This window comes from Burkholderia cepacia (genome assembly GCF_001718835.1).
Classification (GTDB): domain Bacteria; phylum Pseudomonadota; class Gammaproteobacteria; order Burkholderiales; family Burkholderiaceae; genus Burkholderia; species Burkholderia cepacia_F.
Map to the genome: position 1 here is coordinate 1,384,831 of NZ_CP013444.1, position 24,277 is coordinate 1,409,107.

The following is a 24,277-nucleotide window of genomic DNA, read 5'->3' on the forward strand; positions in this document are numbered from 1 at the left end:
GGCTATCGTAGCAGCGGCGCATGACGGCCGTGCTTTAGCGCCGCGCGCGGAACGGCAGCCGCGCGACGAGCGGCCCGTAGAGTTTGGCGACGAGATACAGCAGGCCCATTGCGACGACGTCGGCGGTCAGCCCGAGCTTCACGTCGAGATAGCCCTCGGTCGCCTGGTAAAGCAGCGAATCGACCGCGAGCGAGATGCCGGTGCCCGCGACGAAGCACAGCAGCCCCTGCCGGCCGATCGTGCCGATCCACGGCATCGCGTGCGCGACCTTCTTCATCCAGCCGAGGTGGACGAGCTTGGCCGCGAGCCACGCGATCGCGAGGAAGTTCGCGAGCCGCAGCGCGCCGAGGTTCTGCTTGATCGACGGATCGGTCGGGAACGGTTCGATGCGCAGCCGGTAGTACGCGCCGGCCGCGACGACCGCGAGCGAAGCGGCCGTCAGCAGCCAGCCCTGCGGCTTGGGCGCGAGCGTCTGGTAGACGGGCTGGCAGCGCGCGATCACGCCGAGCACGAACAGGAACTGCCATGCGAACGGGTTGAAGTCCCACGGCGCGCCCTCGACGGTCGGCAAGAAGCGCGCGACGTGCGGCGCCGCGAACCACAGCGACCCGCTGAACGCGAGCAGCAGCCACGGCTGCGTGCGTGCGAGCGGCAGCGTGAGCGGGACGAGCAGCGCGAAGAACGCGTACATCGGCAGCACCGACGCGAGGTACGGCTGGCGGCGGAACAGCAGGATGTCGCGCAGCGCGGCGAGCGGCTTGTGGAGCAGGCCGTCGAGGTCGTTGGTCGGCATGTTCGGGCCGTCGATCGCGAGCGCGTTCAGCGCGGCCGTGATCAGCAGCATCAGGCCGGCCGTCACGAGGAACGCGCGGTAGATCTCGAACGCGCGCCGGATGAAGCGCTGGCGTGCGGCGGCTTCGTCGTGCCGCTCGGCGAGCGAGTTGTACGCGATCGCGGTCGCGAAGCCGCCGAGGAACACGAACACCTCGGCGGCGTCGCACAGCGCGTACGCATGCAGCGTCACGCGCGACAGGATGCTGCCGCCGATGTGGTCGACGACGATGACGAGCAGCACGAGGCCGCGAAAGAAATCGAGCTCGGCGTAGCGGCCGGGCTTGGCGGCGGCGCTCATCGGCCCGGCTCCCGGCGCCCGCCGCGAGCGCGGCCCGCACGCGCCGCGCATGAATCGGGGTGAAGCATGACTTCGTGAAGAAATGACGAACGGATGCGCATTGTGCCACCGATGCGACATTTTTCGGGTTTACGCGAATGGCATAGTCGCCGCCCGCAGCCCGCAAGGCTTGCCCGGCAATCGGCACAATGGGGCCAGTTGGAAGGGCGCAACGCTTGCCGAAGCGGAGCCGCTCCCCGGTAGACGATTGGTTTGCGACGTGACACCATTTTGGACATTGCGCGGCGTGCCACCCCGCGCCGCCCGCCGAGCGGGCCATACAAGACTCACGCCGGAGCGCCTCGAGGGTGTGCCCGGCCATCCGGTTCTGGAGATTCGCCATGAAGAAGCACGTCATTTCCGCCGCCGCGCTCGCCACCTTTGCCGCCTCTGCCGCCTTCACTGCGCCGGCGTTCGCCCAGAACAGCGTGACGCTGTACGGTGTGATCGACGAAGGCTTCAACTATACGAACAACGTGAATGTGAATGGGGTCGGAAAGTCGAATTACCAGCTCGCGAGCGGCTATGCGCAGGGCAGCCGCTGGGGGCTGCGCGGCTCGGAGGACCTGGGCGGCGGGCTGAAGGCGATCTTCACGCTGGAAAACGGTTTCGACGTCAACAACGGCCGGCTCGGGCAGGGCGGCCGCATGTTCGGCCGTCAGGCGTTCGTCGGGCTCTCCGCGTCGCGCTTCGGCACGCTGACCTTCGGCCGCCAGTACGACTCCGTCGTCGACTATCTCGCGCCGCTCACGGCCAACGGCAACTGGGGCGGCACGCTGTTCTCGCACCCGTTCGACAACGACAACACGGACAACTCGTTCCGCGTCAACAACACGGTCAAGTATGCGAGCGCCGACTGGAACGGCCTGACGTTCGGCGGCACGTACAGCTTCAGCAACAGCACCGGCTTCTCGAACAACCGGCAGTACAGCCTCGGCGCGCAGTATTCGCTGGCCGGGCTGCAGGTCGCGGCTGCGTACCTGCAGGCGAACAACCCGGGTGTCGGCAGCGCCGGCGCGATCGCCGCGGATGACGCGAACTTCGTCGCCGACCGCCTGCGGATCTTCGGCGGCGGCGTCAACTACACGTTCGGCCCGGCCACGGTCGGCTTCGTCTACACGAAGACGGACGTGAAGAACCCGGTGTCGACCGTCTACCTGCCGGCTTCGACGTTCGCCGGCCTCGGGCTGACCGCGACGAAGTTCCAGAACTTCGAGGTGAACGGCAAGTACCAGCTCACGCCGGATTTCTATCTCGGCGCGCAGTACGTGTACACGGACGGCAAGTTCGATGCCGCGGCCGGGTCGTTCAAGCCGAAATACCACACCGTTGGCCTGATGGCCGACTACAGCCTGTCGAAGCGCACCGACGTCTACCTGCAGGGCGCATGGCAGAAGGTTGCCGGCGACAAGACCGGCACCGCGGCCGACGGCGGCTACGTGGTCGGGACGGACGGCCCGTCGGCGTCGTCGAACCAGTTCGCGGTGCGCGCCGCGATCCGCCACAAGTTCTAATCGGGCGGCGCCGGGGCCAAGTGCGCCGGCGCCTGCCGTCAGTCCGCCCGGGGTGTGGCGCCGAGCGTTTCCGCGAGCCAGTCGACGAAGATCCGCACGCGCGGCGCGAGATGCCGCCCGGTCGGAAACACCACCGACACGGGCAGCGGCCCGGCATTCCATTCCGGCAGAACCTCGACCAGCGAGCCGTCGGCGAGCAGCGGCCCGAGCCCTTCGCGCGGTGCCTGGATCAGCCCGAGGCCTGCGAGACAGCACGCGAGATACGCCTGCGAGCTGTTGACCGACACGACGCTGCGCATCCTGACCGCGTGCAGCTCGCCCGTATCCATGTCCGCATATTCCCAGTCCAGCTCGCGGCCCGTGCGGCTCGAGAAATAGCCGACCGCGACGTGATCCGGCAACTCGTCCGGCGAGCGCGGCGTGCCGTGCCGCTCGAGATACGCGGGCGCCGCGCAGTTGATCTGCGCCAGCTCGCCGATGCGCCGCGCGACGAGCGACGTGTCGGACATCGCGCCGACCCGCACCGCGCAGTCGATGCCGTCGGCGACGAGGTCGACGAAGCGGTCGGTCGTGCCGATCACGACGCGCAGGTCGGGGTAGCGTGCGTGGAAATCCGGCAGCGCCGGAATCACCTGGTTCAGCGCGAAGCGCTCGGGCAGGTCGACGCGGATCGCGCCGCGCGGCGTCGCGCCGGCGTCCTCGAACAGCGTTTCCGCATCGTCGAGATCGGCCAGCAACCGCATGCAGCGCTCGTAGTAGGTCGCGCCCTCGGCCGTCAGCGCGACGCGCCGCGTCGTGCGCTGCAGCAGGCGGACCTTCAGGTGCTTTTCCAGATACTGGACGGCGTTGCTGACCGTCGGGCGCGGCAGTTGCAACTGCTCGGCCGCTTTCGTGAAGCTGCCGAGATGGGCGACGCGCGCAAAGATGCGCATTGCTTGCAGATGGTCCATGCGGGGCGGGCGTTGGCGAATGGGGCAGGCTCCATTGTTAATCAGCGTCGAATGGATTGGTGGATTCTTTCGTGTTTATCGTGCGCCGGGATCCCGCCAGAATCAGCTCCATCCACTCAACATTGCGAGGAACGGGACATGGAGATGCGTGAACTGGGCCGGTCGGGCCCGCAGGTATCGGCGCTCGCGCTCGGCTGCATGGGGATGTCGGACTTCTACGGGCCGGCCGATCGCGCCGAGAGCATCGCGACGCTGCACGCGGCGCTCGACCACGGCATCACGATGCTCGACACCGGCGATTTCTACGGAATGGGCGACAACGAGATGCTGGTTCGCGATGCGCTGCGCGGCCGCGCGCGCGACCAGGTGCTGATCAGCGTGAAATTCGGCGCGCTGCGCGATCCGGCCGGCGGGTTCGCCGGCTACGACGCGCGGCCGGCGGCGATCCGCAACTTCGTCGCATACTCGCTGAAACGGCTCGGCACCGACTACATCGACATCTACCGGCCGGCGCGCGTCGATCCGGCGGTGCCGATCGAGGAGACGATCGGCGCGATCGCCGATCTCGTGAAGGCCGGGTACGTGCGCCATATCGGCCTGTCGGAAGCCGGCGTCGACACGATCCGCCGCGCGGCGGCCGTCGCACCGATCTCCGACCTGCAGATCGAATATTCGCTGCTGTCGCGCGGTATCGAGGCCGGGATCCTGCCCGCGTGCCGCGCACTCGGGATCGGCGTGACGGCCTACGGCGTGCTGTCGCGCGGGCTGCTCGGCGGGCGCTGGTCGGCGGCGCGGGAAGTGGGGCGCGATTTCCGCGCGGCGAGCCCGCGCTTCCAGGGCGAGAACCTCGCGCACAACCTCGCGCTGGTCGACGCGCTGCGCACCATCGCCGACGAGAAGGGCAGCAATCCGGCGCAGGTCGCGATCGCATGGGTGCTGTCGCGCGGCGTCGATATCGTGCCGCTGATCGGCGCGCGCAAGCGCACGCAGCTTCAGGACGCGCTGACGGCGCTTGAGATGCAACTAACGGCCGATGATCTCGCGCGCATCGAAGCGGCGGTTCCCGCCGGGGCGGCTGCCGGTGAGCGCTATCCGGCAGCACAGATGGCGCACCTCGACAGCGAGCAGGGGCGGGGGGCTTCCCGCAAGGGTTGACGCGGCTGCGGCCGAACCGCCGAACCGCCCGCCGCGCGCGCCCGAGCCAGCCTCAGGCAAAGCCAGATGGTGCGCGGCGGGCTGCCGGTTCACCATCGCGCCTTCTCCATTCGGACGGAGCGCGCTCATGCAACCCGAAACGACGACGATCATCGTGCTGGTCTTCCTGCTCGCGGGCGCGGTCAAGGGCATGATCGGGCTCGGCCTGCCGACCATCGCGATGGGCTTGCTGACGCTCGCGATGCCGCCGTCGGCCGCCGCGAGCCTGCTGCTCGTGCCGTCGTTCATCACCAACGTGTGGCAGCTGTGGCTCGGCCCGTCGTTCGGGCCGCTGCTGCGCCGGCTGTGGCCGCTGCTCGCCGGTCTGACGATCGGCACGCTGACGGGCGGGTTGCCCGCGCTCGCGGCCGGCAGCACTTGGACGCATGCGGCGCTCGGCGTGGTGCTGATCCTTTACGGGCTGTGGGGGCTCGCCGCCGCGCGGCTGCCCGCGCCGGGGCGCCACGAAAAATGGCTGTCGGCCGTGGTCGGCTACCTGACGGGTGTCGTGACGGCCGCGACCGGCGTGTTCGTCGTACCGGCCGTGCCGTACCTGCAGGCGCTGCGGCTGTCGAAGGACGACCTGATCCAGGCGCTCGGGCTGTCGTTCACCGCATCGACGATCGTGCTCGGCCTGCAGTTGCGCGTGACGGGTGCGCTGGAGACGGTCGATCTCGGCGTGTCGGCGCTCGCGCTCGTGCCGGCGCTGGCGGGGATGGCCGGCGGGCAGTATGCGCGGCGCGTGATGAGCGAGCAGGCGTTCCGGCGGTGTTTCTTCGTCGGCTTGGTTGCGCTTGGCGGATATATGGCGGCTTCGGGGTTGCGCTGAGCGCCGGGCGTCAGGACGAACTTTCGTCCGTCTTCGAGCGTCGTTTCCAGCTCGCCTTCGATGCAGAACGGAACGTGTCCTTTCAGGCGCCAGTATGGCGAGCGAGCGGCGGTCCTACCTGCGCGCCGCGCCCGACAGATACGCGACGAACTCGCGCGTGTACTTCGGCAGCGCGTCGAACGACCGCGCGCACAGCGTGAGCTTCCGATGGCTCCACGGATCGGACAGCTCGACGAGCCGCACGTCCATCGTCTGCATCGCACGCTCGGCCGCATGGCGCGACACGATGCCGATGCCCACGCCGCTGGCGATCACGCGGCAGATCGCGTCGAAACTCTTCAACTGCACGCGGTAGCGGATCCGCCTGCCGAGCGCGCGTGCCTGGTCGGCGAGATGCACCTGCAGCGCGCTGCCGTCGGTGAGGCCGATGAAGTCGGCATCGGCGATCGTGTCGAACGCGACCTTGTCGTGTGACGCGAGCGGATGCGCGGCCGGCACGACGACGATCAGCCAGTCCTCGCGGAACGGCTTCTGTTCGAGCCCGCCGAGCCCGACCGAATCGGCGACGATGCCGACCTCGGCCGTCTTGTTGCGGATCGCATGCACGATCTCCTGGCTCGAGCGCTCCTCGACGCTGATCGACAGCTTCGGATGATGCGGCAGGTAGTCGGCCAGCGCATCGGGCAGGTATTCGCTCAGCGACGCCGTGTTGCACAGCAGCCGGATATGCCCGCGCAGCCCCTGGCCGTATTGCTGCAGTTCGCCGCGCATGTGGTCGATCTGCTGCAGCACGGTGCGCGCATGGTGTTCGAGCGCGCGGCCTGCGTCGGTGGCCTGCGCGCCCGACTTGGTCCGGTGCAGCAGCGGTACGCCGAGCTCGTCCTCCATGCCGCGGATGCGCTCGCTCGCGGCCTGCAGCGTGATGTGGGTCCGCTCGGCGCCGCTCGTGATCGTGCCGGCCTCGCAGATGTTCAGGAAGAGCCGCAGGTCGGTCAGGTCGAAGCGCATGATGGGGACGGATGTCGTTGGGTTTGCCGATAAGGTAGCAGGAACGGCGGGCGTGGGCTCAGGCATTGCCTGAGGCAGGCTTCGCCGGTTCCGCATTTTCGGGGCGCGATCGATGACGGATCATGGCCGCACACCAACCCGAGGAGACCAGTCATGCACGTCGATCCGTCGTGGGGCGTGTCGTTCAAGATCGCGCTGCACCTGTTCTTTCTGTGTGTCGGCGTCGCGCTCGCCTGTTCCGACCTGGCCGAATGGCTGAGGTGACGCCGGAATTTTTTGCGCGAATCCTGTCGCCAGGCGTCAAGTTTTTCCGGATCTGACCGTATTACCGGTATCGAGTCTGCGCCGCCGCTCGCTCCGTGATCGTTTGTCATCATTGTTTTCATCCGGTTACACGTCGGCCGTTCCGTTTTTGAGATGCTTGAAAGATTGTCAAACCGGAGTCGTGTCGACCATGAAACAGCGCGAGATCAACGTCAGGACGGCATGGCTGTCGGCCCTGGGCGCCGTCTTCGTCATGGCCGGCTGCGCCAGCACGCCGCCGGTGCCGCCGAGCGATACGCTCGCGGGCGCGTCGGCGCAGAATGCGGCCCCGGCGGAGGCCGCCGCCGCGTCCGCGCCGCCGCCAGCCCCGATTCTGGTCGCGCATCGCTATACCGTCAAACGTGGCGACACGCTGACGGGCATCGCGTCCGCGAACGGCTGCAGCGTTGCCGACCTGCGCACCTGGAACAAGCTGGGCGCGCACAGCCGGCTGCGGGCAGGGCAGGCGCTGCGCATCGTGAAGCAGCAAGCGCCGCAGGCGCCGGCCGCGGCGGCGCCGCAGGCGGCCGCGCCCGGCGCCGCGAGCGGGGCGGCCTCGAGCCCGCCGGCCGCGCTGTCGGCGAATGATCGCCAGGTCGTCAAGGACATGAAACGGCATGCGAGCGGCGTCGCGCTGTCGTGGCCCGCGCGCGGCAGCGTCATCGAATCGTTCAGGCCCGGCCAGAATCGCGGCATCCAGATCGCCGGCCGGCCGGGCGACCCGGTTCGCGCCGCGGCCGACGGCCGCGTGATGTACGCCGGCACCGGCCTGAACGATTACGGCAGCCTGATCATCGTCCAGCACAACGCGGATTTCCTGACCGCGTATGCGCACAACCGCAAGCTGCTCGTGAAGACAGGCGACATCGTGCGCCAGGGCGACGAGATCGCCGAGATGGGCGACCTCGACAACTCGCGTGTCGCGCTGCTGTTCGAAGTGCGGCGCGACGGCAAGCCGGTCAACCCGATGCCGTACCTGCCCTCGTCGCAAGGCTGAGCACGGCGGCACGGCTGCCGCTGGAATACGCGCGCGGTCGCTGCTACGCTTGTCGCCAGCGCACGAGCACACGCGCGCGGCCGTTCGCGCAGGCGTGAATGCTCGTCCCGACAGGCCGCCACCGATAAGCAGTCGACCCGCCATCCATGGAACACTCTCCGACACGCCGCTCGCTGTTGCTTGCCGCCGTGGCCGCGCCGTTCGTCGCCGCGTGCGCGCCGGCCCCCGTCGGCGATCATGAACACCTGCGTGCCGCGCAGTCGCAGCTCGACGCGCTCGAACAAGCGTCGAATGGCCGGCTCGGTGTCGCCGCGCTGGACACCGCGACCGGCGCGCGGATCGCGCACCGGTCGCGCGAACGCTTCCCGCTCTGCGGCACCTTCGCGGTCGTCGCGGCCGCCGCGATGCTCGCGCGCGGCTCGCTCGACGCGTCGCTGCTGCCGCGTCGCATCCTGTATCGGCGTTACGAGCTCGTGCCCGGCTCGCCCGTCACGGAGCGACATGCGGATACCGGCATGACCATCGCGCAGCTGTGCGTGGCGATGCTGCAGTCGGGCGACAAGTCCGCGGCGAACCTGCTGATGGGCGTGCTGGGCGGCCCGCAGACGGTCACGGAGTTCGCGCACGCCAGCGGCGACACGCTGTTCCGCCTCGACCGCTGGGAGCCCGAGCTGAACACGGCGCGGCCCGACGACGAGCGCGACACGTCGACGCCGCTGGCGATGGCCGAAACGATGCGCCGGCTGCTGCTCGGCGATACGCTCGGCGCACCGGAGCGCGCGCAACTGACGAAGTGGCTGCTCGGCACTGCGAACGGCGTCAAGGGCATTCGCGCGGGCGTGCCGCCCGGCTGGCGCATCGCGGACAAGGCCGGCACGGGCGGTTACGGCACGACGACCGACGTCGCGATGCTGTGGCCGCCGTCGCGCGCGCCGATCGTGATGGCCGTGTCGTTCACGCAGCCGGGCGCCGATGCGGCGCCGCGCGCGGACGTCGTCGCGTCGGCGGCGCGCATCGTGGCGGGCGCGCTTGCCGCCGGCTGATTGCACCGCTGCCCGATTCACCGCTATCCGACAGCCCGGGGCGCCGCCTCGCGCAAAACCGGCGTTTGGCTTATCGTGTCGGACAGCGCGCGCCGAAGGCGGCGCGCGCTCCGTCCGCTCACTTCGCCTCGCCATGCGCCGACTTCCGCCCCTGCACGCACTGCAGATCTTCTCGACGGTGGCCCGCCACCGCAGCTTCACCCGCGCGGCCGAGCAGCTGTGCGTCACGCAAGGCGCGGTGAGCCGGCAGATCCAGACGCTCGAAGCGCATTACGGCTTTCCGCTGTTCAAGCGGCATGCGAAGGGCCTCACGCTGACGGCGGAAGGCGAGCAGTTGCTGCCGGTCGTCAACGAGAGCTTTGCGCGGATCGAGGACATCTCGATGAAGCTCACGCGGCAGCGCACCGATCTCGCGCTGAAAGTGCCGACCTGCGTGATGCGCTGGATGCTGCCGCGCATCATGCGCTTCCAGGACGAGCATCCCGATCTCCATGTGCAGATCACGACCGCGTGGCAACACGTCGTCGATTTCTCGACCGAGCCGTTCGACGCGGCGATCGTCTACGGCACGTCGCCGGGCGCGGGCGTGTTCGCGCTGCCGCTGTTCGACGAGCGGCTGACGCCCGTATGCGCGCCTGAATTGCGGCAGACGTCGCCGCTCGCCGAGATCGGCGATCTCGCGCGCCACACGTTGCTGCATCCGACCCGCGACCATCGCGACTGGCGCGCGTGGCTCGATCACGCGGGCGAGCGCAGCGTCGATCCCGCGCGCGGGCCGACGTTCGACACGCTCGATCTCGCGACGAACGCGGCGATGCAGGGCCTGGGCGTCGCGATCGGCGACGTGACGCTCGTCGACGACGACGTCAGCGCACGCCGGCTCGAACGGCCGTTCGGCCTCGTGCTCGAGACGGGCGCGCGCTACTTCTTCGTCTATCCCGAGAACATCGGCAACCAGCAGAAGATCCGCGCGTTCAGCGACTGGATCGCGCGCCATCGCGACTGACGTGCGACCGCACACGCCGGGCAGGCGTACGGAACCCGCCGCGAGGCGGGCCGGCGGCAGGCGTTACTCGTACGTCACGACCGCGATCATCGGTGCGTGATTGTTGCCGGGACGGTTCGGTAAAACGATTGCGCGCGAGGCCTGAGTAAAGGTCGTGGTCTTGAGCGCCTGCTGGCTCGCCGCGTCGACGAATGCGATTTGCCCGGCCGCGGGGCGCGGGCAGTCGGGACGCACACGCGCGGGTGCGGCGTCGGGTGTATCGAGCGCGAACGAGCAGGGCGGCTCGACGATCATGCCGGAGAAGTGGATGATGCCGGACGCGCCGGCGGCGAAGGACGAGGAAGTGGCCAGAAGCGAGGCAGCCAACAGCAACGAGGCGGCAATCAAGCGGGGCTTCATGACAGGCTCCAGAGAGGAAGCGCGTCGCAGCGGGGGCCGCTCGGGTGGCAGTCCGTCAACGCTGCGATGCTGTATGCGTAAACGGCAAATTCATCGAACCTCTTGAGTGTAAAAATCGTAAATAACGGGAATAAGCAAATAACGCCTATTCCTTCAATCAATTTATCTCAAATTTGAGCGGCCGCAAGTCAGGGTATTGCCGGTGGTGTAGGCTCGATGGAAGGCCGTCGGCGGATGCGCTGTTTTGCAGGTGAACCATTGCAGCGCCAACGAATCGACAGCTATGCGAGCCGTCGTTCGTCAAAAGAAAACAGCCGCTCGTTTCGGGCGGCTGTTTGTCGATGCGGAGGAGGTGGGCGCCGCGTTTCGCGCACGGATGGCGGCGACAGAGGACGGTCTCGAGGCAGGCGCGCCGCCGCGACGGTCGGGCCAAGCTATCGTGGCATGCGTCATCGATCGTGTGGTCAAGTCTGCGGCGGAACGCCGAGCCTTGTCACGTGCAGTCTTCAGGATGACTGGCCAGCCACAAGTCTTTATTGGTAACTCATGGTAAAGGTCGCCCTGCCATTCGCCGTTCCCGCTTTGACATCCGGTGCCGTCTGGACATAGCGCGCCTTCAACGGAATCGTCACGTCGACGTTGCCGAATTCGCCGACGAACCATTGATTCGGATTGCCGGCTTGCGACGAATCCGGGCCGTAGCTGATCAGCGTGTCGTTGTCTCCGCGCAATACCTGAATCCCCACTCCCGACGCAGTGGAGTCGGCACCGAGCGACAACACGCTGGAGACATTGGCCGGATGGCTCGCATCGGTCAACGTGGTGTACATACGGGTGGTCGAACCTGAAGTGCCGCCCGAGCACCGCAGTTGGATGTTGAACGGTCTGGCGCTGGTCGTCGTTCCGACGCCGGTCAGCGATTTTTGTACCACGTTACCCAGCGATACCGCGATCGAAGGCGTCGTTACCCGGCAGGTGGGAACTAGCGGCTGGATGGGAATGGATCCCACTATAACGAATGACTGGAACTGGAACGCGCCGTTCTGCACCCATGAGCCCGCAATTTCACCTGTCAGAGCGCCGCCTGCGGTGATGGGGCCCGTCTTGACGAGTTCGAGAACAATATTTGGCGTTCCGATCGGGAGTTGGTTAGTGCTTCCGAAGTTGGTAGACCACGGAAACCATAAGTTGTTAGTGGAATAGCGCATCCGATACCCGACGCCCGCAACCGGGCTCGGCCAGGTGTTGTAACTCCCGGTCGGAGTGTATTTCCCGTGACGAGTTATTTGTAGACCGGGGCTGTCGCAGGTTATGGTTCCATTGCCTGAGACACCGCCCATGCTGAGCGTTTTCGTGAAGAGAATTGTGCCGACTGGCACGCTCGGGTCAAAAGGCGCGGCAGTAGTGTTGATTTCGTAGATAAACATGCCGCCTCCCGGTTGGGAGGTATAGCACCTCGCCCAGCTTGCCGTAGGGATGATGGACGCTAGGAGCAGACCCGCAAGGGTTAAGGATTTCAACAAAGTGTTCTCCGATAATGACAGCGGCATTGTCGATAAGGCTGGCAGTGCCACTCCATGCGTGCGCGGTCGACGCCGTTGTAACTGGCAGGTTGTCATGCGCGTCATGGAATCAGGTTATTCGAATATGGGATCGCCAACGCAATCACATGAAGTCAATTCACGAACCGGGTGCGCTGCGCGATTCGCAGGCATACCGTCATTGCGCCACGCCGGCATGCCGGGACGGAGCGAAGTTCGGCGCACGGGAAACGTGCAACGCCGCAGACGCGCAAGTCTCTTCAACCTGCAGCAGCTCCGTTGACTTGCGACCCGTCTCGCGCAAAGGCAGGGTGTAGGCGATATGGCAAATCGCCGAAGCGTCTTCCCCCCATTTGACGGTCAGTTCACCCTTGTCCCGCAATCCGCGCGCAAAGATCTTGCTGGCTTGGCCGACCGAACCGATCTCCGCGCCATGCTCGTCCAGTACCTGCGCGCCGAACGGCAACGGCGTACCGTCGGACTGCGCCGCGCGAATCAGCGCCGAGCGGCCCGATACCGTTGCAAACTTCAGCAGCGCGACGGACCCGGCACGCGGCGCGATCTGCTGGCTGCTCACCTGCAGCTCGACGTCGGTCGACAAGCCCTTCGGATCGATTTCGACCGTGTTCATGCTGTACGGCGTGAGATAAGGCACCACTGCATACCCGCGGCTGTTCACGCGCACGCCCGACGCATTGATCACGCGCGCACCTTCGGCATCCGGCGCCTCGATGATGCCGATCGTGTCCGACAGCGGCTGCGACAGCGTCACGCCGCCCGGATGCGCCACCACCGCGCCGCGAATGCCGATCGACCCTTGCGAATAGCCCGTGCCTGTGCCGACGGCGCCGCTGAATTCGGCATACGGACTGCGATACAGCGCATTCACGCTGCCGCCGGTGGTGGAACTGCCCATCCCGCCCGACGCATGGTTCACGGTCACGCCATAGGACAGGTTGTTGTCGGTGCCGAGCGAGCCCGATAGCATGGTCTGCGCCTGCGTGCGGCCGCTGCTCTCGTGCGAGACATTGCCGGTCATCGTCATCGGGTTCGCCTTGCCCAGCGGAATCGTCACGCTTGCGTAGTACAGGGTGTCCGTCTTGCCGATCGCGTTGCGCTGGCGATTGGCCGAAATGCTGTAACCGATGTTCCGGAACGTGTTGTTGTAGCCGATGGTGTAGTTGACGTCCGATCCGCTGCGGTTCCAGTAATTGACGGTGGACGCCGTCAGGTTCAATTGCCCCCAGCGCTCGCCGAGCCGCTGGCTCATCGTGACCGAGGCACGGCTGCGCTGACGCCAGACGTTTTCGATCGACAAGTTTTGCGCGGCGAGGTCGCGTGCCCGCATTGCGTCGTTCAGCCCGAGGAAGCCGCCGGTCGAGTAACGATAGGCGGCGATCGCGACGTTGGTCCCGGTCTGCGCGACATCCTTCATATAGCTCAGCCGGAAGCTGGCGCCGCTGAGGCGGCCTTGCCCGTGCAGCGCGGTACTCGCCTGCGTGACGTCGGCGCCGATCGCGCCGAGCGGCGTATTGAACGCGCCGCCGACCATCGCCGATACATAGCCTGCCGAAACCGTGACGCCGGCATAGCCGGTCAGCAGATTCGTGAATCCGCGCTGCCACGTGCCTTGCGCGAACAGCGGGTGAGACGAAAGCTGCGTGTCGCGCAGCACGCCGGCGACGAAACTGTAGCGGCTGACGCCCGGACGCAGCGACAACGGCACGGCCGCATACGCGACTGAGAACGAATGCGTGCTGCCGTCCGCCTCCTGGACGGAAACGTCCAGGTCGCCGCCATAGCCTGTCGCGTACAGATCGTTGATCTCGAAGGCGCCGGGCGCGACGCTGGTTTCGTAGATGACCATGCCGTTCTGGCGAATCGTGACCTTCGCATGGGTGTTCGCGACGCCGCGCACGACCGGCGCATAGCCGCGCTGCGACTCGGGCAGCATGCGGTCGTCGGTCGCCACGCGCACGCCGCGAAACGCGGTGGAATCGAACAGCTCACCTGTCGTGTAGGCCTCGCCGAGCGTCAACTGCGAGGTCAGCGACGGCAGGTCGCGCTGCACGTAGGTATTGATGTCCTGATACTGGCGGTTGCCGCGTGAGTCGAACGTGAACGACCCGTCGTGGCGGAAGTGCCAGTTCCCCAGGTTCACGCCGCCGTTCACGCCGAGATAGCCCTGTGTCTGCGTGCCGCCGCCGCTGTTGTGGGTGCCGTAAAGGTTGAAGTTGTAGCCCAGCATTGCCGCGTTGATGCCCGAATCCCAGAGTTCGGGGCTCACGTAGCCGCGTGCGCTGCGGGCGAGCGACACCTGTGGAATGCTCAGGTCGAGGCGTTGATCGCCGAAATCGAGGTGGCTGGTCGCTCCATCGACCAGTTCGTCGATCGGCAGGCATGCGCCTTCGCCCGAGATCCTGGCGAGCAGTTCGGGCGTCAGCTTGTTCAGCGCGACGCCGACACGTTCAAGCAGCTTCACGTCGAAACAGGCTTGCGCGTCGACGTTCGTCTCGACGGCCTTGAACGGCACGTCGGCGCGGGCGATGCGGTTCTGGTTGACGTAGATGTCGACGCTGTACGTGCCGGGCAAGACGGTGTTGCCTTTTTCGAAGCGGGACACATCCACGCTTTGACTGCCGCCTTGCGGGAAGAAATGCTGGTCGAATTCGACCTGAGCCAACTTCGTCGGTCGAGCGGGCGCCTCGTTGGCCTGTGCGTCCGGCTGGTACGCGGCGAACGTCGACAGCAGGAGCGCGCACAGTGGCTTGATGCGAGGCGCTACACCGCAGGCGGCGTGGTTCGACCGTTTCGAAATCATGCATGACACTCCGAGGTACCCGACGACGCGTGTCGCGGGCGAAAATCTGGGCAAAGGGATGCCGCCAGAGGCGCGATGGGCTTCTGATTGCGGCCTCGTCGGAGGCACGAATTCGGGCAAACCTTGGGATGGGCAGTCGACCGGCGGCAGGCGCGAACGCGCCTCCGATTACTTCAGCGGGCCGGGTGCCGGGGAACGCGATGCGATCGCGGAGTTGTCAGGGGGCACCCTTGCCGGACGACACGGGCTGCGTGGCCTTGATACCGCCGCCCCAGTCGTTGATGCTCGTGTAGCCAACCTCGGCGCCGGATTCCGCGCCCACCGTCAGGCCCTGGACAGGAAACAGCGCGGAGTCGCCGGGTTTGACGTAACCGGCGCCGGCGTCGAATTCCTTGTCGCCCGTCCGAAGCGTGACGCTGCCCAGGTTGACGAAGTACGGCGTCGGATTGACAGCCTTCAGCGCATAGCCCTTGCCGTCGCGGATCACCTGCCATTTCGTCTTCATGGGTGCTTCGTCCGCCTTGCCCGGCAAGTTCTGCGGACGAAAAAATACTTTGATGCGCGTGCGAAACGCCAATTGCAACCGCCCCGCGTCTTCCCCGTTCTCCGCCTTGGGCGGCACTTCCAGCACGTTCAGCCAGAACATCGTCTCCTTGTCCTGCGCGAGCGGCTCCTTCGTGTAAATCAACCGCAGTGTCTGGCCGTTGCCGGGGTCGAGGCGGAACATGGACGGTGTTACCGTAAAGGGCACGTCGATCTTTTCCGGCGACGTGTTCGCGTCACCTTTGTCGATCCAGGTCTGAACCAGGGCCGGCGTCTGTCCGTCGTTGGTGAGCTTGATCGTCACTTCGCGCTCGTTGGCGGGAAAGATTACGCGCGTGCCGCCGATCACGATGCTTGCGTGCGCATGCGCGGCAAACAGGCTGGCCGCGATGGCGGCGGCCGTGAGCAGTTTTCGGCAGAGGTATTTCATATGAATCCCTTATCCAGTTTCATGTATCTCGATGCGTTGTCTTGCGAAGCCGACTCGCGAACCACGGAGACGGCTTGACAAGCCAGCATCGTTCGAACGGCGGCCCTCACGTAGCGACCGCCGAACGTCACGCTTTACTGATAGCTCATCGTGTACTGCACGCGCGAATTCGCGGGGCCGGCCTTCAGCGTGGTGCCGAGCGACTCGTACTGCGCGTAGTAGTTCAGCGTGGCATTGCCGCCCGTGATGTCCACGACCTGGGAGTTCTGGGCGTTGTATGCCGCGCCTGCCGCGATGTGCTGGAACGAATCGTTCAGCAGCCCGATTTCCACACCCTCGGCGCCACCGGCATCGACCATGAGGCGACCCGTGGCCGTATTGATCGTCGGACCCGCTTCGAAGAAGGTCGCGACCTTGCCGGTATCCGGCTGGCAGTTCGTCAGTTTCAGCTGGAACGGCGTGCGGCCGGCCGACGAACCTGCTGCTTTCAGTGCGTCGGTCGATACCGGCGGCAAGGCCACCGTGAAGTTGTTGGCGCTACCGCCGCCGTTGATCGTGCAGGTGGTCGCAACGAGCGAACCGGTGAAGTCGATCGTGCCGTCGAACGCGTGTGCTGCCGGTGCGAATGCAACGATGCTTGCTGCTGCGAGTGCGGAGGAAATGACGGTTTTGTTCATTTGAATACCTAACTATTAAATATCCTGAAGATATATGGAGGTTGAAATCGTCCGCATCGATTCTCTTTATTCCGCCCGGGTGGGAGGTGAGGTCTTCACGAGACTGAATTCGAGGTGAATTTTCGAATAAGCCAGTATTTTGAGGAATATGACGAATTCGAACTTGAATCGATTTGTTCTAGTACAAGTACTAAAAGGAATACGTATTTCGGAGTTCGGGGGGATTGTGTGAAGGATGAGATCCTTGCCAAACAAGGGTTTGAGCGATTTCTGCGGAGTGTTGCCGAGTGCGGATCAGTTCGAGATGTAGCTGTCCGACTGGCAGGTCACGACGGCAATCGTCGGCACATGCTCGTTGCACGGTTGCGGCGTCAACGGGTCGGCCATCCCGCGCGTCGTCGTTCACCAAAAGAAAACGGCCGCTCATGAAGATGAGCGGCCGTTTTGCATTGGAGTCGGGCGATGCGTCGTTCAGCCCGCGCGCTTGCGTACCGCGCCGACGATCACGAGCAGCACGATCGCGCCGACGATCGACGCGATCCAGCCCGCGCCCTGGCCCGGTGCGTACCAGCCGGCGGCGCGGCCGACGTAGCCGGCGACCAGCGAGCCGACGATGCCGAGCACGGTCGTCATCAGGATGCCCATCTTGTCGTCGCCGGGCTTGAGCGCGCGGGCGAGGAGGCCGACGATGAGCCCGACGACCAGGGTTTCGATGAATTGCAGCATGCGTACCTCCGGTTCTTTGCATTGACGAATGCGGAATGGACCCGCGCGACGCACAGGGGTTCCCGCGCGGACATGCTGCGCCGATGTTACGCGGCGCTCGCGTCGATTGCCGGATCGATCCGGCGATAGCCCTCGGTCGCGCGCAGCAGCGTGCGCGTGTAGTCGCGCGCGACCTGCCCGGCGCGCACGTCCTCGATCCGGAGCTGCTCGACGATCTCGCCACGCTGCATCACCGCGACGCGTTGGCACAGGAAGCCGATCACCGCGAGGTTGTGGCTGACGAGGATCATCGTCAGGTTGCGCTCGCGATGCAGCCGGCGCAGCAGGTTCAGGATCTCGGCCTGCACCGACACGTCGAGCGCGGACGTCGGCTCGTCGAGCAGCAGCACGCGCGGCTCGACGATCAGCGCGCGAGCGATCGCGACGCGCTGCCGCTGGCCGCCCGACAACTGGTGCGGATAGCGGAACCGGAACGTGGGGCCGAGGCCGACCTCCGACAGCGCGCGGGCGATGCGCGCATCGGTGTCGCTGATGCCGTGGATCGACAGCGGTTCGCGCAGCGTCTGGTCGACCGTGAAACGCGGATGCAGCGACGCGTACGGATCCTGGAACACCATCTGCACGTGGCGGCGAAACGCACGATCGGGCGTGCCGCCGACCGGCCGGCCGTCGATCGACAGGCTGCCGGACGCGAGCGGCACGAGGCCCGTCAGCGCGCGCAGCAGCGTCGACTTGCCGGAACCCGATTCGCCGACGAGCCCGAACACCTCGCCGTCGCGCACCGCGAAGCTCGCGTCGCGCACGGCGTCGACGTGACCCGTGCGGGTCGGGAAACGGATCGAGACGTGGTTGATATCGATCATTGCGTGGCCTCCGCCAGCCACGCCGGATCGCGCCGCAGCACGGGCAGCTCGTCCGGCGGGTGCGCGAGCGGCGGGTTCGCCGCGAGCAGCCCGCGCGTATAGGGATGAGACGCGTTGCGCAGGTCGCGCGCGGCGCAGGTTTCGACCACGCGGCCCGCGTACATCACCGCGACGCGATCGCAGAACGACATCACGAGCGGCAGGTCGTGGCTGATGAACATCAGGCCCGTGTCGTGGCGCGCGATCATCGCGTCGAGCACCGCGAGCACCTGCATCGACACGGCGACGTCGAGCGCGGAGGTCGGCTCGTCGGCGATCAGCAGGCGCGGGCCGGTCGACACCATCATCGCGATCATCACGCGCTGGCCCATGCCGCCCGACAGCTCGTGCGGATACGCATCGGCGACGCGCGCCGGGTCGCGGATCTGCACGGCCTCGAGTGCGTCGACGATCCGTTCGCGCAGCGCGCGGCCGCGCAGCCCGGGCTCGTGCAGCCGGAACGCTTCGCCCATCTGCTTCGCGACCGTCATCACCGGGTTCAGCGAATATTTCGGGTCCTGCAGGATCATGCCCATCTGGCTGCCGCACAGCCGCCGGCGTTCGCCCGGCGACATCGCGAGCAGGTCGTGGCCCGCGAAGCGCATCGTGCGCGCCGACCAGCGCGCGACGTCGGGCAGCAGGCCGAGCAGCGCGCGGCCCGTCAGCGATTTGCCGGAGCCCGATTCGCCGACGATGCCGAGGCGTTCGCCGGGCGCGAGCGTCAGCGACAGGTCGCGCACGGCATCGGTGACGGTGCCGTCGTGCCCGCGAAAGCCGATCTTCAGGCCGTCGATTTCGCACAGCGGCGCGGGCGTGGGGGCGGGGTTCATCGGCATGTCACGCTCCATGGCGGGGATCGAAGACGTCGCGCAGCCCGTCGCCGAGCAGGTTGAACGCGAGGCTCACGAGCAGGATCGCGCAGCCGGGCAGCGTCGCAACCCACCACGCGTCGAGCAGCACGTTGCGGCCCGACGCGACCATGAAGCCCCACTCGGGGCTCGGCGGCTGCGCGCCGAGGCCGAGGAAGCCGAGGCCCGCGACGGTCAGGATGATGCCGGCCATGTCGAGCGTCGCGCGCACGATCACCGACGACATGCACAGCGGCACGATGTAGCGCAGCAGGATGCGCGGGCCCGACGCGCCCTGCAGGCGGGCGGCATGGATGAAGTCGGCCTGCGCGATGCGGATCGTCTCCGCGCGCGCGAGCCGCGCATACGCGGGCCATGCGGTGATCGAGATCGCGACGACCGCGTTGATCACGCCGGGCCCGAGCGCGGCGGCGAACGCGAGCGCGAGCACGATCTTCGGGAACGCGAGTGCGATGTCGGTGATGCGCATCAGCACGCTGTCGACGAAGCCGCCGCAATAGCCGGCCGTCGTGCCGATCGCGAGGCCGATCGGCACGACGATCACGACGACGAGCAGCGCAATGCCGAGCGTGAGGCGCGAACCGGCGATCAGCCGCGAAAGGATGTCGCGGCCGAGCTGGTCGGTACCGAGCCAGTGCGACGGCGAGCCGGGCGCCAGCAGCCGGTCGGACAGCACCTGGCGCAGCGGATCGTGCGGCATGATCAGCGGGCTGACGATCGCGACGACGATCAGCGCGACGAGGATCGCGAGCCCGAGCAGGTTGAGCGGGTTGGCCGCGAAACGGCGCCAGCGGCGATACGCGAGGCCGAGTGCGGCCTGCGAGCGCGACGCGGGCGCGTCGGACAGCAGCCACGCGCGCAGCGTGAGACGCTCGGCGTTCATGGTTGGACGACCTTCGGCATGGGCGATGAAAGAAGCAGGGTGGAAGCGGTCATGTCGTGTCGGCCCTCAGCGCGCGCGCGGATCGAACACGCGATACAGCGCGTCGGTCAGCAGGTTGACGGTGATGAACATCGCGCCGATCACGAGCGTCGCGCCGAGCACCGCGTTCATGTCGGCGTTCAGCAGCGCGCCGGTCAGGTACGAGCCGAGCCCCGGCCACGCGAACACGATCTCGGTCAGCACCGAGCCTTCGAGCAGGTTGCTGTAGGTGAGCGCGATCACGGTGAGCAGCGGCACCGCGATGTTGCCGAACGCATGCCGCCAGATCACGCGGCGCTCCGGCAAGCCTTTCGCGCGCGCGGTGACGATGTATTCCTGGCTCAGCTGGTCGAGCATGAACGAGCGCGTCATCCGGCTGAGATACGCGACCGAGTAGTAGCCGAGGATCGCGGCCGGCAGCGCGATGTGCGACACCGCGTTGCGGAACACGTCCCACTCGCCCGCGAGCGCCGCGTCGATCAGCAGGCTGCCGGTGCGCGGATCGACCATCCCGTCGTACACGGGATCGAGCCGGCCCGGCCCGCCGACCCAGTGCAGCCGTGCGTAGAACAGCAGCAGCCCCATCAGCCCGAGCCAGAACACCGGCACCGAATTGCCGATCAGCCCGACGAAGCGCGCGATGTGATCGATCGGCCGGTTGTGCTTCACGGCGGCCGCGACGCCGAGCGGCACGCCGATCGCGATGCCGATCAGCGTCGCGATCGTCGCCAGCTCGAGCGTGGCCGGGAATACGCGCTTGATGTCGTCGAGCACGGGGTTCGCGGTCAGGAGCGACATGCCGAGATTGCCGTGCAGTACGTCGCGCGCGTAGATCAGGAATTGCGTGGCGAGCGGCCTGTCGAGCCCGAGCGCGATGCGTTCCGCCGCATACGCCTCGGCCGACGCGCGATCGCCGAGGATCGCGAGCACGGGATCGATCGGCACCTTGCGGCCGATCACGAACGTCAGCGCGAGCAGCCCCGCGAACGTGACGGCGAGCGTGAGCGCCCAGCGCAGCACGCGCAGTGCCCAGCGCACGGCCGGGCGCCGCGCGGGCAGCGTGCGCAGGGCTTCGAGGGAGGAGGCGGGAGTCGACATGCGGTGAATCTCATTGCTTCTTCAGGTTGCGGTACGACACGAGATCGTTGATCGGCCCGACTTCGAGCCCGCTCACGCCGGGCCGTGTCGCGACCTGCGCGACTTTCTCGAACATGATCACGAACGGCGAGCGCGCGAGCATGTCCTTCTGCATCGCCTGATACCGTTGCGCGCGTTTCGCGGCGGTCGGTTCGGCGAGCGCGGCGTCGGTTTCCTTCGTCAGTTGCGGAATGTCCCAGCTGTTGCGCCAGGCCAGCATTTTATAGCTCGACTTGTCGGAATTGTCGGGGTTCCACGCAAAACCCTGCGCGTTGCTGTGCGGGTCGATGTAGTCGGCCGACCATTCGCCGATGTAGATGTCGTGCTGGCGCGCGCGGTATTTCGCGAGCGTCTGCTTGTTGTCGCCGGGGATCAGCTGCACCTTGATGCCCGCCTGCGCGAAGTTCGCCTGCACGGCCTGCGCGATTTCGGTGTACGGATAATCGTTGCGCACGTCCATCGTTACCGAAAACCCGTTCGGTACGCCGGCCTTCGCGAGCAGCGCCTTCGCCTTCGCGACGTCGAGCCTGTACGGGTTCGCATTCAGCGTGCCCAGGAAGCCTTCGGGCAGGAAGGTCTGGTGAATCTTGTAGGTCGTCTTCACCACGTTGCCCTGGATGCCCGCATAGTCGACGAGCCACTTCAGCGCTTCCTGCACGTCGGGCTTCGCGAGCGTCGCATTCTTCGTGTTCAGGCCGAGATACAGCAGCGTCGCCTGCGGCGATGCCGACACCTTCGCCTTGCCGGATTTCACGACCGACGCCAGATCGTCGGGGCTCAGGTCGCGCGCCGCGTCGACATCGCCGTTCTCCAGCAGCAGGCGCTGGCTCGCGGCTTCGGGCACGTGGCGCAGCACGATGCGCTTCATCGCGAGCGGCAGCCGGTAGCCGTCGAAGCGCTGCAGCACGAGGCTGTCGCCGGCGGTCCACTTGACCAGCTTGTACGCGCCGGAGCCGGCCTCGTTGGTCTTCAGCCACGCGTTGCCGAAGTCGCTGCCCTGCTGGTGCGACAGCAGCAGCTTCCTGTCGAGCACCGAGGCGGGCCAGGCGCCCAGCACGTTCAGGACGAAGGTCGGCGCGTACTTCTGGTCGGTCGTGACCGACACCGTCAGGTCGTCGAGCTTCTTCACGTTGGCGACGACGTTCGCCTTCGTGAGCCCGATGCCGGTCAGCACGGCCGCAGGCCCCTTGTCGAGCAGCACCGCGCGCTGGATCGACCATGCGACGTCGTCGGCCGTCAGCGGGTTGCCCGAGTGGAACTTGAGGCCGGGGCGCAGCTTGAACGTATAGGTCAGCCCGTCGGTGCTCACCGTCCACGACTGCGCGACGTCGCCGTTGAATTTCGACGGATCGCGCAGGTCGACGCGCACGAGCCGGTCGTACGTGTTAGCGACGTATTCCTCCGGCACCAGCTCGTAGACCTCGCCCGGGTCCAGCGTCGTGAATTCGTCGAGCAGCGTGGCCATCACGAACATGTCCTTCGGCGTCTGCGCATGCGCGGCGGACAGCGGAACGGCGGCGAGAACGGATGCGGCGGCCAGGGCGGCCAGCGTGGAGGTGCGCCGGGGTGTCAGCAGTTTCATGCGGGCTCCATCGGTTGGTGTTCAGGATTGGAAATGGTCGAACGGGCGCTGCAGTTCACGGTTGTGGGTGACGCATCGGTCATCGGCGGTTGGATCGTTGTCGCCGGAACGGGTATGGACATTCATCTAACGAAGCCAAAAAAATCGCGCCAGATGAGAAAAACTATGGAATAAGCGTGAAGGATAGGCGGGCGACGGCGCGCACATTGCCGCGCCGATTCATTTATTACAAACTTAAAGTAGATCAGTTTAAATCATGAGCCAATCTTAATTATTCATTTAATTTTTTCCTCGATTTGCATTTAACTTGTGTCGCTGGCTTCTCAATTCATTCGTTAATCTGAAAACGAATGATCGCCTCGTGCTGGCAATTCGATTAATTGCAGAAATGAAGAGGAAATCATGACGAATCTTTCTCGACGCAAGATGCTGGCGAATACGGCCGGCGCCATTGCCGCCGCCGGTATTGCCGTATCGGCGAAGGCCGCTTCGTTCGGCAATCCGGACAGTCCGCCGGAAGGCGCGGTCAATGCACGCAACCGCCAGAGCCTGACCGATCCGGGGCCCGGGAATCCGGCTATCGCCAACCAGTTTCCGTCCTTTCAGGATCCGCCGGCCACCGATATCAACGGCATGCCGTTATTCTGGGCCTCGTTCAATAACGCGCATAAAAGAATTCAAAATGGCGGGTGGGCGCGTGAAGTCACGCAGGACGATTTTGCGATTTCCGAAACCATTTCCGGCGTCAACATGCGCCTGACGCGCGGCGGCATTCGCGAGATGCACTGGCACCAGCAGGCCGAGTGGGCCATCATGCTCGACGGCCGGTGCCGGATCACGGTGCTGGACGAACTCGGGCGGCCGTCGGTGCAGGACGTGAAAACCGGCGATCTCTGGTATTTCCCGCCCGGCCTGCCGCATTCGCTGCAGGGCCTCGGCACCGACGGCGCCGAATTCCTGCTCGCGTTCGATAACGGCCGCGCCTCCGAATTCAACACGCTGCTGCTGACCGACTGGCTCGCGCACACGCCGCCCGACGTGCTCGCGCTCAACTTCGGCGTGCCGGCCGATGCATTCCGGAACATCCCGCTCGACAACCTGTGGATCTTCCAGGGCGACGAACCGGGCCCGCTCGCGCAAGCCCAGCGCGCGTCGGCATCGTCGGCGGGAGCGCCGCCGCATCCGTTCATCTTTCCGCTCGGCGACATGAAGCCCGTCAAGAAGACCCGCGGCGGCGAAGTGCGGATCGCGGACAGCACGAACTTCAACGTGTCGACTACCGTCGCGGCGGCGCTCGTCACCGTGCATCCGGGCGGCATGCGGGAGCTGCACTGGCACCCGAACGCGGACGAATGGCAGTACTACCTGCAGGGCGAGGCCCGGATGACCGTGTTCGACACGGGGCCGAAGGCGCAGACGGCCGACTTCCGCGCGGGCGACGTCGGCTACGTGAAGAAAAGCCTCGGGCACTACGTGCAGAACACCGGCAACACCGATCTGGTGTTCCTCGAGATCTTCAAGACCGACCGCTATGCGGAAGTGTCGCTGTCCGACTGGCTCGCGCATACGCCGCCGAAGCTCGTCGAAGCGCACCTGAACGTCGCGCCGGACGTGATCGCGCAGTTTCCGCGCAACCGTCCCGACGTCGTGCCCGTGTGAGCCGGCGCGGCCGGCAAGCGGCGCGCCGGTCGCCTTCGCCATCCTCCGCCTCCT

22 protein-coding genes are annotated in these 24,277 nt (G+C 66.4%); 8 read left to right on the forward strand and 14 right to left on the reverse strand.

Features of this window, described 5'->3' with window-relative positions:
* Positions 1-34: 34 nt before the first annotated feature.
* Positions 35-1,132, reverse strand: coding sequence for an OpgC domain-containing protein (locus tag WT26_RS26415; RefSeq protein ID WP_069275147.1), 1,098 nt, complete (start codon positions 1,130-1,132; stop codon positions 35-37).
* A 380-nt stretch (positions 1,133-1,512) separates the two neighbouring features.
* On the opposite strand from WT26_RS26415, the gene WT26_RS26420 reads away from it, so the two are divergent.
* Complete coding sequence (locus WT26_RS26420; protein ID WP_069274284.1) at positions 1,513-2,685, forward strand: porin; 1,173 nt, start codon at positions 1,513-1,515, stop codon at positions 2,683-2,685.
* A 38-nt stretch (positions 2,686-2,723) separates the two neighbouring features.
* On the opposite strand, the gene WT26_RS26425 is transcribed toward WT26_RS26420, so the two are convergent.
* Positions 2,724-3,635, reverse strand: coding sequence for a LysR family transcriptional regulator (locus tag WT26_RS26425; RefSeq protein WP_059666014.1), 912 nt, complete (start codon positions 3,633-3,635; stop codon positions 2,724-2,726).
* 138 nt (positions 3,636-3,773) lie between these two features.
* Here WT26_RS26425 and WT26_RS26430 point away from each other — a divergent pair, with 138 nt between their 5' ends.
* Both WT26_RS26430 and WT26_RS26435 read left to right on the forward strand, forming a co-directional pair.
* The gene (locus WT26_RS26430) at positions 3,774-4,790 is read left to right on the forward strand and encodes an aldo/keto reductase (RefSeq protein WP_069274285.1); all 1,017 of its coding nucleotides are present in this window, start codon (positions 3,774-3,776) and stop codon (positions 4,788-4,790) included.
* 127 nt (positions 4,791-4,917) lie between these two features.
* Positions 4,918-5,658 (forward strand): sulfite exporter TauE/SafE family protein, encoded by a 741-nt coding sequence (locus WT26_RS26435; protein ID WP_069274286.1) that lies wholly within the window; start codon positions 4,918-4,920, stop codon positions 5,656-5,658.
* 114 nt (positions 5,659-5,772) lie between these two features.
* On the opposite strand, the gene WT26_RS26440 is transcribed toward WT26_RS26435, so the two are convergent.
* Positions 5,773-6,666, reverse strand: coding sequence for a LysR substrate-binding domain-containing protein (locus WT26_RS26440; protein WP_069274287.1), 894 nt, complete (start codon positions 6,664-6,666; stop codon positions 5,773-5,775).
* A 454-nt stretch (positions 6,667-7,120) separates the two neighbouring features.
* On the opposite strand from WT26_RS26440, the gene WT26_RS26445 reads away from it, so the two are divergent.
* The 3 genes from WT26_RS26445 to WT26_RS26455 all read left to right on the forward strand — a co-directional run bounded on the left by WT26_RS26445 (position 7,121) and on the right by WT26_RS26455 (position 10,015).
* Positions 7,121-7,966 carry a peptidoglycan DD-metalloendopeptidase family protein gene (locus WT26_RS26445; RefSeq protein ID WP_069275148.1) on the forward strand — a complete coding sequence of 282 codons (846 nt, stop codon included), beginning with the start codon at positions 7,121-7,123 and terminating at the stop codon, positions 7,964-7,966.
* Between the two features lie 146 nt (positions 7,967-8,112).
* Positions 8,113-9,009, forward strand: a complete 897-nt coding sequence (gene bla / locus WT26_RS26450) for a class A beta-lactamase (protein WP_069274288.1) — start codon at positions 8,113-8,115, stop codon at positions 9,007-9,009.
* Positions 9,010-9,142: 133 nt separating this feature from the next.
* A complete protein-coding gene (locus WT26_RS26455; protein WP_069274289.1) occupies positions 9,143-10,015 on the forward strand; it encodes a LysR substrate-binding domain-containing protein in 873 nt (290 codons plus the stop codon).
* A 63-nt stretch (positions 10,016-10,078) separates the two neighbouring features.
* Here the strand turns inward: WT26_RS26455 and WT26_RS26460 are convergent, their stop codons facing one another.
* The 11 genes from WT26_RS26460 to WT26_RS26510 all read right to left on the reverse strand — a co-directional run bounded on the left by WT26_RS26460 (position 10,079) and on the right by WT26_RS26510 (position 22,564).
* A complete protein-coding gene (locus WT26_RS26460; RefSeq protein ID WP_069274290.1) occupies positions 10,079-10,414 on the reverse strand; it encodes a hypothetical protein in 336 nt (111 codons plus the stop codon).
* A 533-nt stretch (positions 10,415-10,947) separates the two neighbouring features.
* Complete coding sequence (locus WT26_RS26465) at positions 10,948-11,841, reverse strand: fimbrial protein (protein WP_230461745.1); 894 nt, start codon at positions 11,839-11,841, stop codon at positions 10,948-10,950.
* A 292-nt stretch (positions 11,842-12,133) separates the two neighbouring features.
* Positions 12,134-14,776 carry a fimbria/pilus outer membrane usher protein gene (locus WT26_RS26470; protein ID WP_069274291.1) on the reverse strand — a complete coding sequence of 881 codons (2,643 nt, stop codon included), beginning with the start codon at positions 14,774-14,776 and terminating at the stop codon, positions 12,134-12,136.
* A gap of 217 nt (positions 14,777-14,993) precedes the next feature.
* Positions 14,994-15,749: a molecular chaperone gene (locus tag WT26_RS26475; RefSeq protein WP_069274292.1), complete on the reverse strand. Its 756-nt coding sequence runs from the start codon at positions 15,747-15,749 to the stop codon at positions 14,994-14,996.
* Positions 15,750-15,883: 134 nt separating this feature from the next.
* Positions 15,884-16,426 carry a fimbrial protein gene (locus WT26_RS26480; RefSeq protein WP_059532964.1) on the reverse strand — a complete coding sequence of 181 codons (543 nt, stop codon included), beginning with the start codon at positions 16,424-16,426 and terminating at the stop codon, positions 15,884-15,886.
* A gap of 471 nt (positions 16,427-16,897) precedes the next feature.
* Positions 16,898-17,152, reverse strand: a complete 255-nt coding sequence (locus WT26_RS26485) for a GlsB/YeaQ/YmgE family stress response membrane protein (protein ID WP_069274293.1) — start codon at positions 17,150-17,152, stop codon at positions 16,898-16,900.
* A gap of 86 nt (positions 17,153-17,238) precedes the next feature.
* Positions 17,239-18,015, reverse strand: a complete 777-nt coding sequence (locus WT26_RS26490) for an ABC transporter ATP-binding protein (RefSeq protein ID WP_069274294.1) — start codon at positions 18,013-18,015, stop codon at positions 17,239-17,241.
* Positions 18,012-18,890: an ABC transporter ATP-binding protein gene (locus WT26_RS26495; RefSeq protein WP_069274295.1), complete on the reverse strand. Its 879-nt coding sequence runs from the start codon at positions 18,888-18,890 to the stop codon at positions 18,012-18,014. Before WT26_RS26495 ends, WT26_RS26490 begins: the two co-directional genes overlap by 4 nt.
* Before the next feature lies 1 nt (position 18,891).
* A complete protein-coding gene (gene nikC / locus WT26_RS26500) occupies positions 18,892-19,806 on the reverse strand; it encodes a nickel transporter permease (protein ID WP_059729888.1) in 915 nt (304 codons plus the stop codon).
* 66 nt (positions 19,807-19,872) lie between these two features.
* Complete coding sequence (locus WT26_RS26505; protein WP_059522502.1) at positions 19,873-20,943, reverse strand: ABC transporter permease; 1,071 nt, start codon at positions 20,941-20,943, stop codon at positions 19,873-19,875.
* A gap of 10 nt (positions 20,944-20,953) precedes the next feature.
* Entirely contained in the window at positions 20,954-22,564 is a 1,611-nt protein-coding gene (locus WT26_RS26510) for an ABC transporter substrate-binding protein (protein ID WP_069274296.1), read from the reverse strand.
* Positions 22,565-22,591: 27 nt separating this feature from the next.
* Here WT26_RS26510 and WT26_RS37630 point away from each other — a divergent pair, with 27 nt between their 5' ends.
* Positions 22,592-22,738 carry a hypothetical protein gene (locus WT26_RS37630; protein WP_155123222.1) on the forward strand — a complete coding sequence of 49 codons (147 nt, stop codon included), beginning with the start codon at positions 22,592-22,594 and terminating at the stop codon, positions 22,736-22,738.
* Between the two features lie 228 nt (positions 22,739-22,966).
* Complete coding sequence (locus tag WT26_RS26515; protein ID WP_069274297.1) at positions 22,967-24,223, forward strand: oxalate decarboxylase family bicupin; 1,257 nt, start codon at positions 22,967-22,969, stop codon at positions 24,221-24,223.
* The last annotated feature ends 54 nt before the right edge of the window (positions 24,224-24,277 follow it).

Bases quoted from the DNA above. Each gene is read 5' to 3' on its own strand.
- WT26_RS26415 (WP_069275147.1), bottom strand. From the start codon at position 1,132: ATGAGCGCCGCCGCCAAGCCCGGCCGCTACGCCGAGCTCGATTTCTTT.
- WT26_RS26420 (WP_069274284.1), top strand. From the start codon at position 1,513: ATGAAGAAGCACGTCATTTCCGCCGCCGCGCTCGCCACCTTTGCCGCC.
- WT26_RS26425 (WP_059666014.1), bottom strand. From the start codon at position 3,635: ATGGACCATCTGCAAGCAATGCGCATCTTTGCGCGCGTCGCCCATCTC.
- WT26_RS26430 (WP_069274285.1), top strand. From the start codon at position 3,774: ATGGAGATGCGTGAACTGGGCCGGTCGGGCCCGCAGGTATCGGCGCTC.
- WT26_RS26435 (WP_069274286.1), top strand. From the start codon at position 4,918: ATGCAACCCGAAACGACGACGATCATCGTGCTGGTCTTCCTGCTCGCG.
- WT26_RS26440 (WP_069274287.1), bottom strand. From the start codon at position 6,666: ATGCGCTTCGACCTGACCGACCTGCGGCTCTTCCTGAACATCTGCGAG.
- WT26_RS26445 (WP_069275148.1), top strand. From the start codon at position 7,121: ATGAAACAGCGCGAGATCAACGTCAGGACGGCATGGCTGTCGGCCCTG.
- bla (WP_069274288.1), top strand. From the start codon at position 8,113: ATGGAACACTCTCCGACACGCCGCTCGCTGTTGCTTGCCGCCGTGGCC.
- WT26_RS26455 (WP_069274289.1), top strand. From the start codon at position 9,143: ATGCGCCGACTTCCGCCCCTGCACGCACTGCAGATCTTCTCGACGGTG.
- WT26_RS26460 (WP_069274290.1), bottom strand. From the start codon at position 10,414: ATGAAGCCCCGCTTGATTGCCGCCTCGTTGCTGTTGGCTGCCTCGCTT.
- WT26_RS26465 (WP_230461745.1), bottom strand. From the start codon at position 11,841: ATGTTTATCTACGAAATCAACACTACTGCCGCGCCTTTTGACCCGAGC.
- WT26_RS26470 (WP_069274291.1), bottom strand. From the start codon at position 14,776: ATGATTTCGAAACGGTCGAACCACGCCGCCTGCGGTGTAGCGCCTCGC.
- WT26_RS26475 (WP_069274292.1), bottom strand. From the start codon at position 15,749: ATGAAATACCTCTGCCGAAAACTGCTCACGGCCGCCGCCATCGCGGCC.
- WT26_RS26480 (WP_059532964.1), bottom strand. From the start codon at position 16,426: ATGAACAAAACCGTCATTTCCTCCGCACTCGCAGCAGCAAGCATCGTT.
- WT26_RS26485 (WP_069274293.1), bottom strand. From the start codon at position 17,152: ATGCTGCAATTCATCGAAACCCTGGTCGTCGGGCTCATCGTCGGCCTC.
- WT26_RS26490 (WP_069274294.1), bottom strand. From the start codon at position 18,015: ATGATCGATATCAACCACGTCTCGATCCGTTTCCCGACCCGCACGGGT.
- WT26_RS26495 (WP_069274295.1), bottom strand. From the start codon at position 18,890: ATGCCGATGAACCCCGCCCCCACGCCCGCGCCGCTGTGCGAAATCGAC.
- nikC (WP_059729888.1), bottom strand. From the start codon at position 19,806: ATGAACGCCGAGCGTCTCACGCTGCGCGCGTGGCTGCTGTCCGACGCG.
- WT26_RS26505 (WP_059522502.1), bottom strand. From the start codon at position 20,943: ATGTCGACTCCCGCCTCCTCCCTCGAAGCCCTGCGCACGCTGCCCGCG.
- WT26_RS26510 (WP_069274296.1), bottom strand. From the start codon at position 22,564: ATGAAACTGCTGACACCCCGGCGCACCTCCACGCTGGCCGCCCTGGCC.
- WT26_RS26515 (WP_069274297.1), top strand. From the start codon at position 22,967: ATGACGAATCTTTCTCGACGCAAGATGCTGGCGAATACGGCCGGCGCC.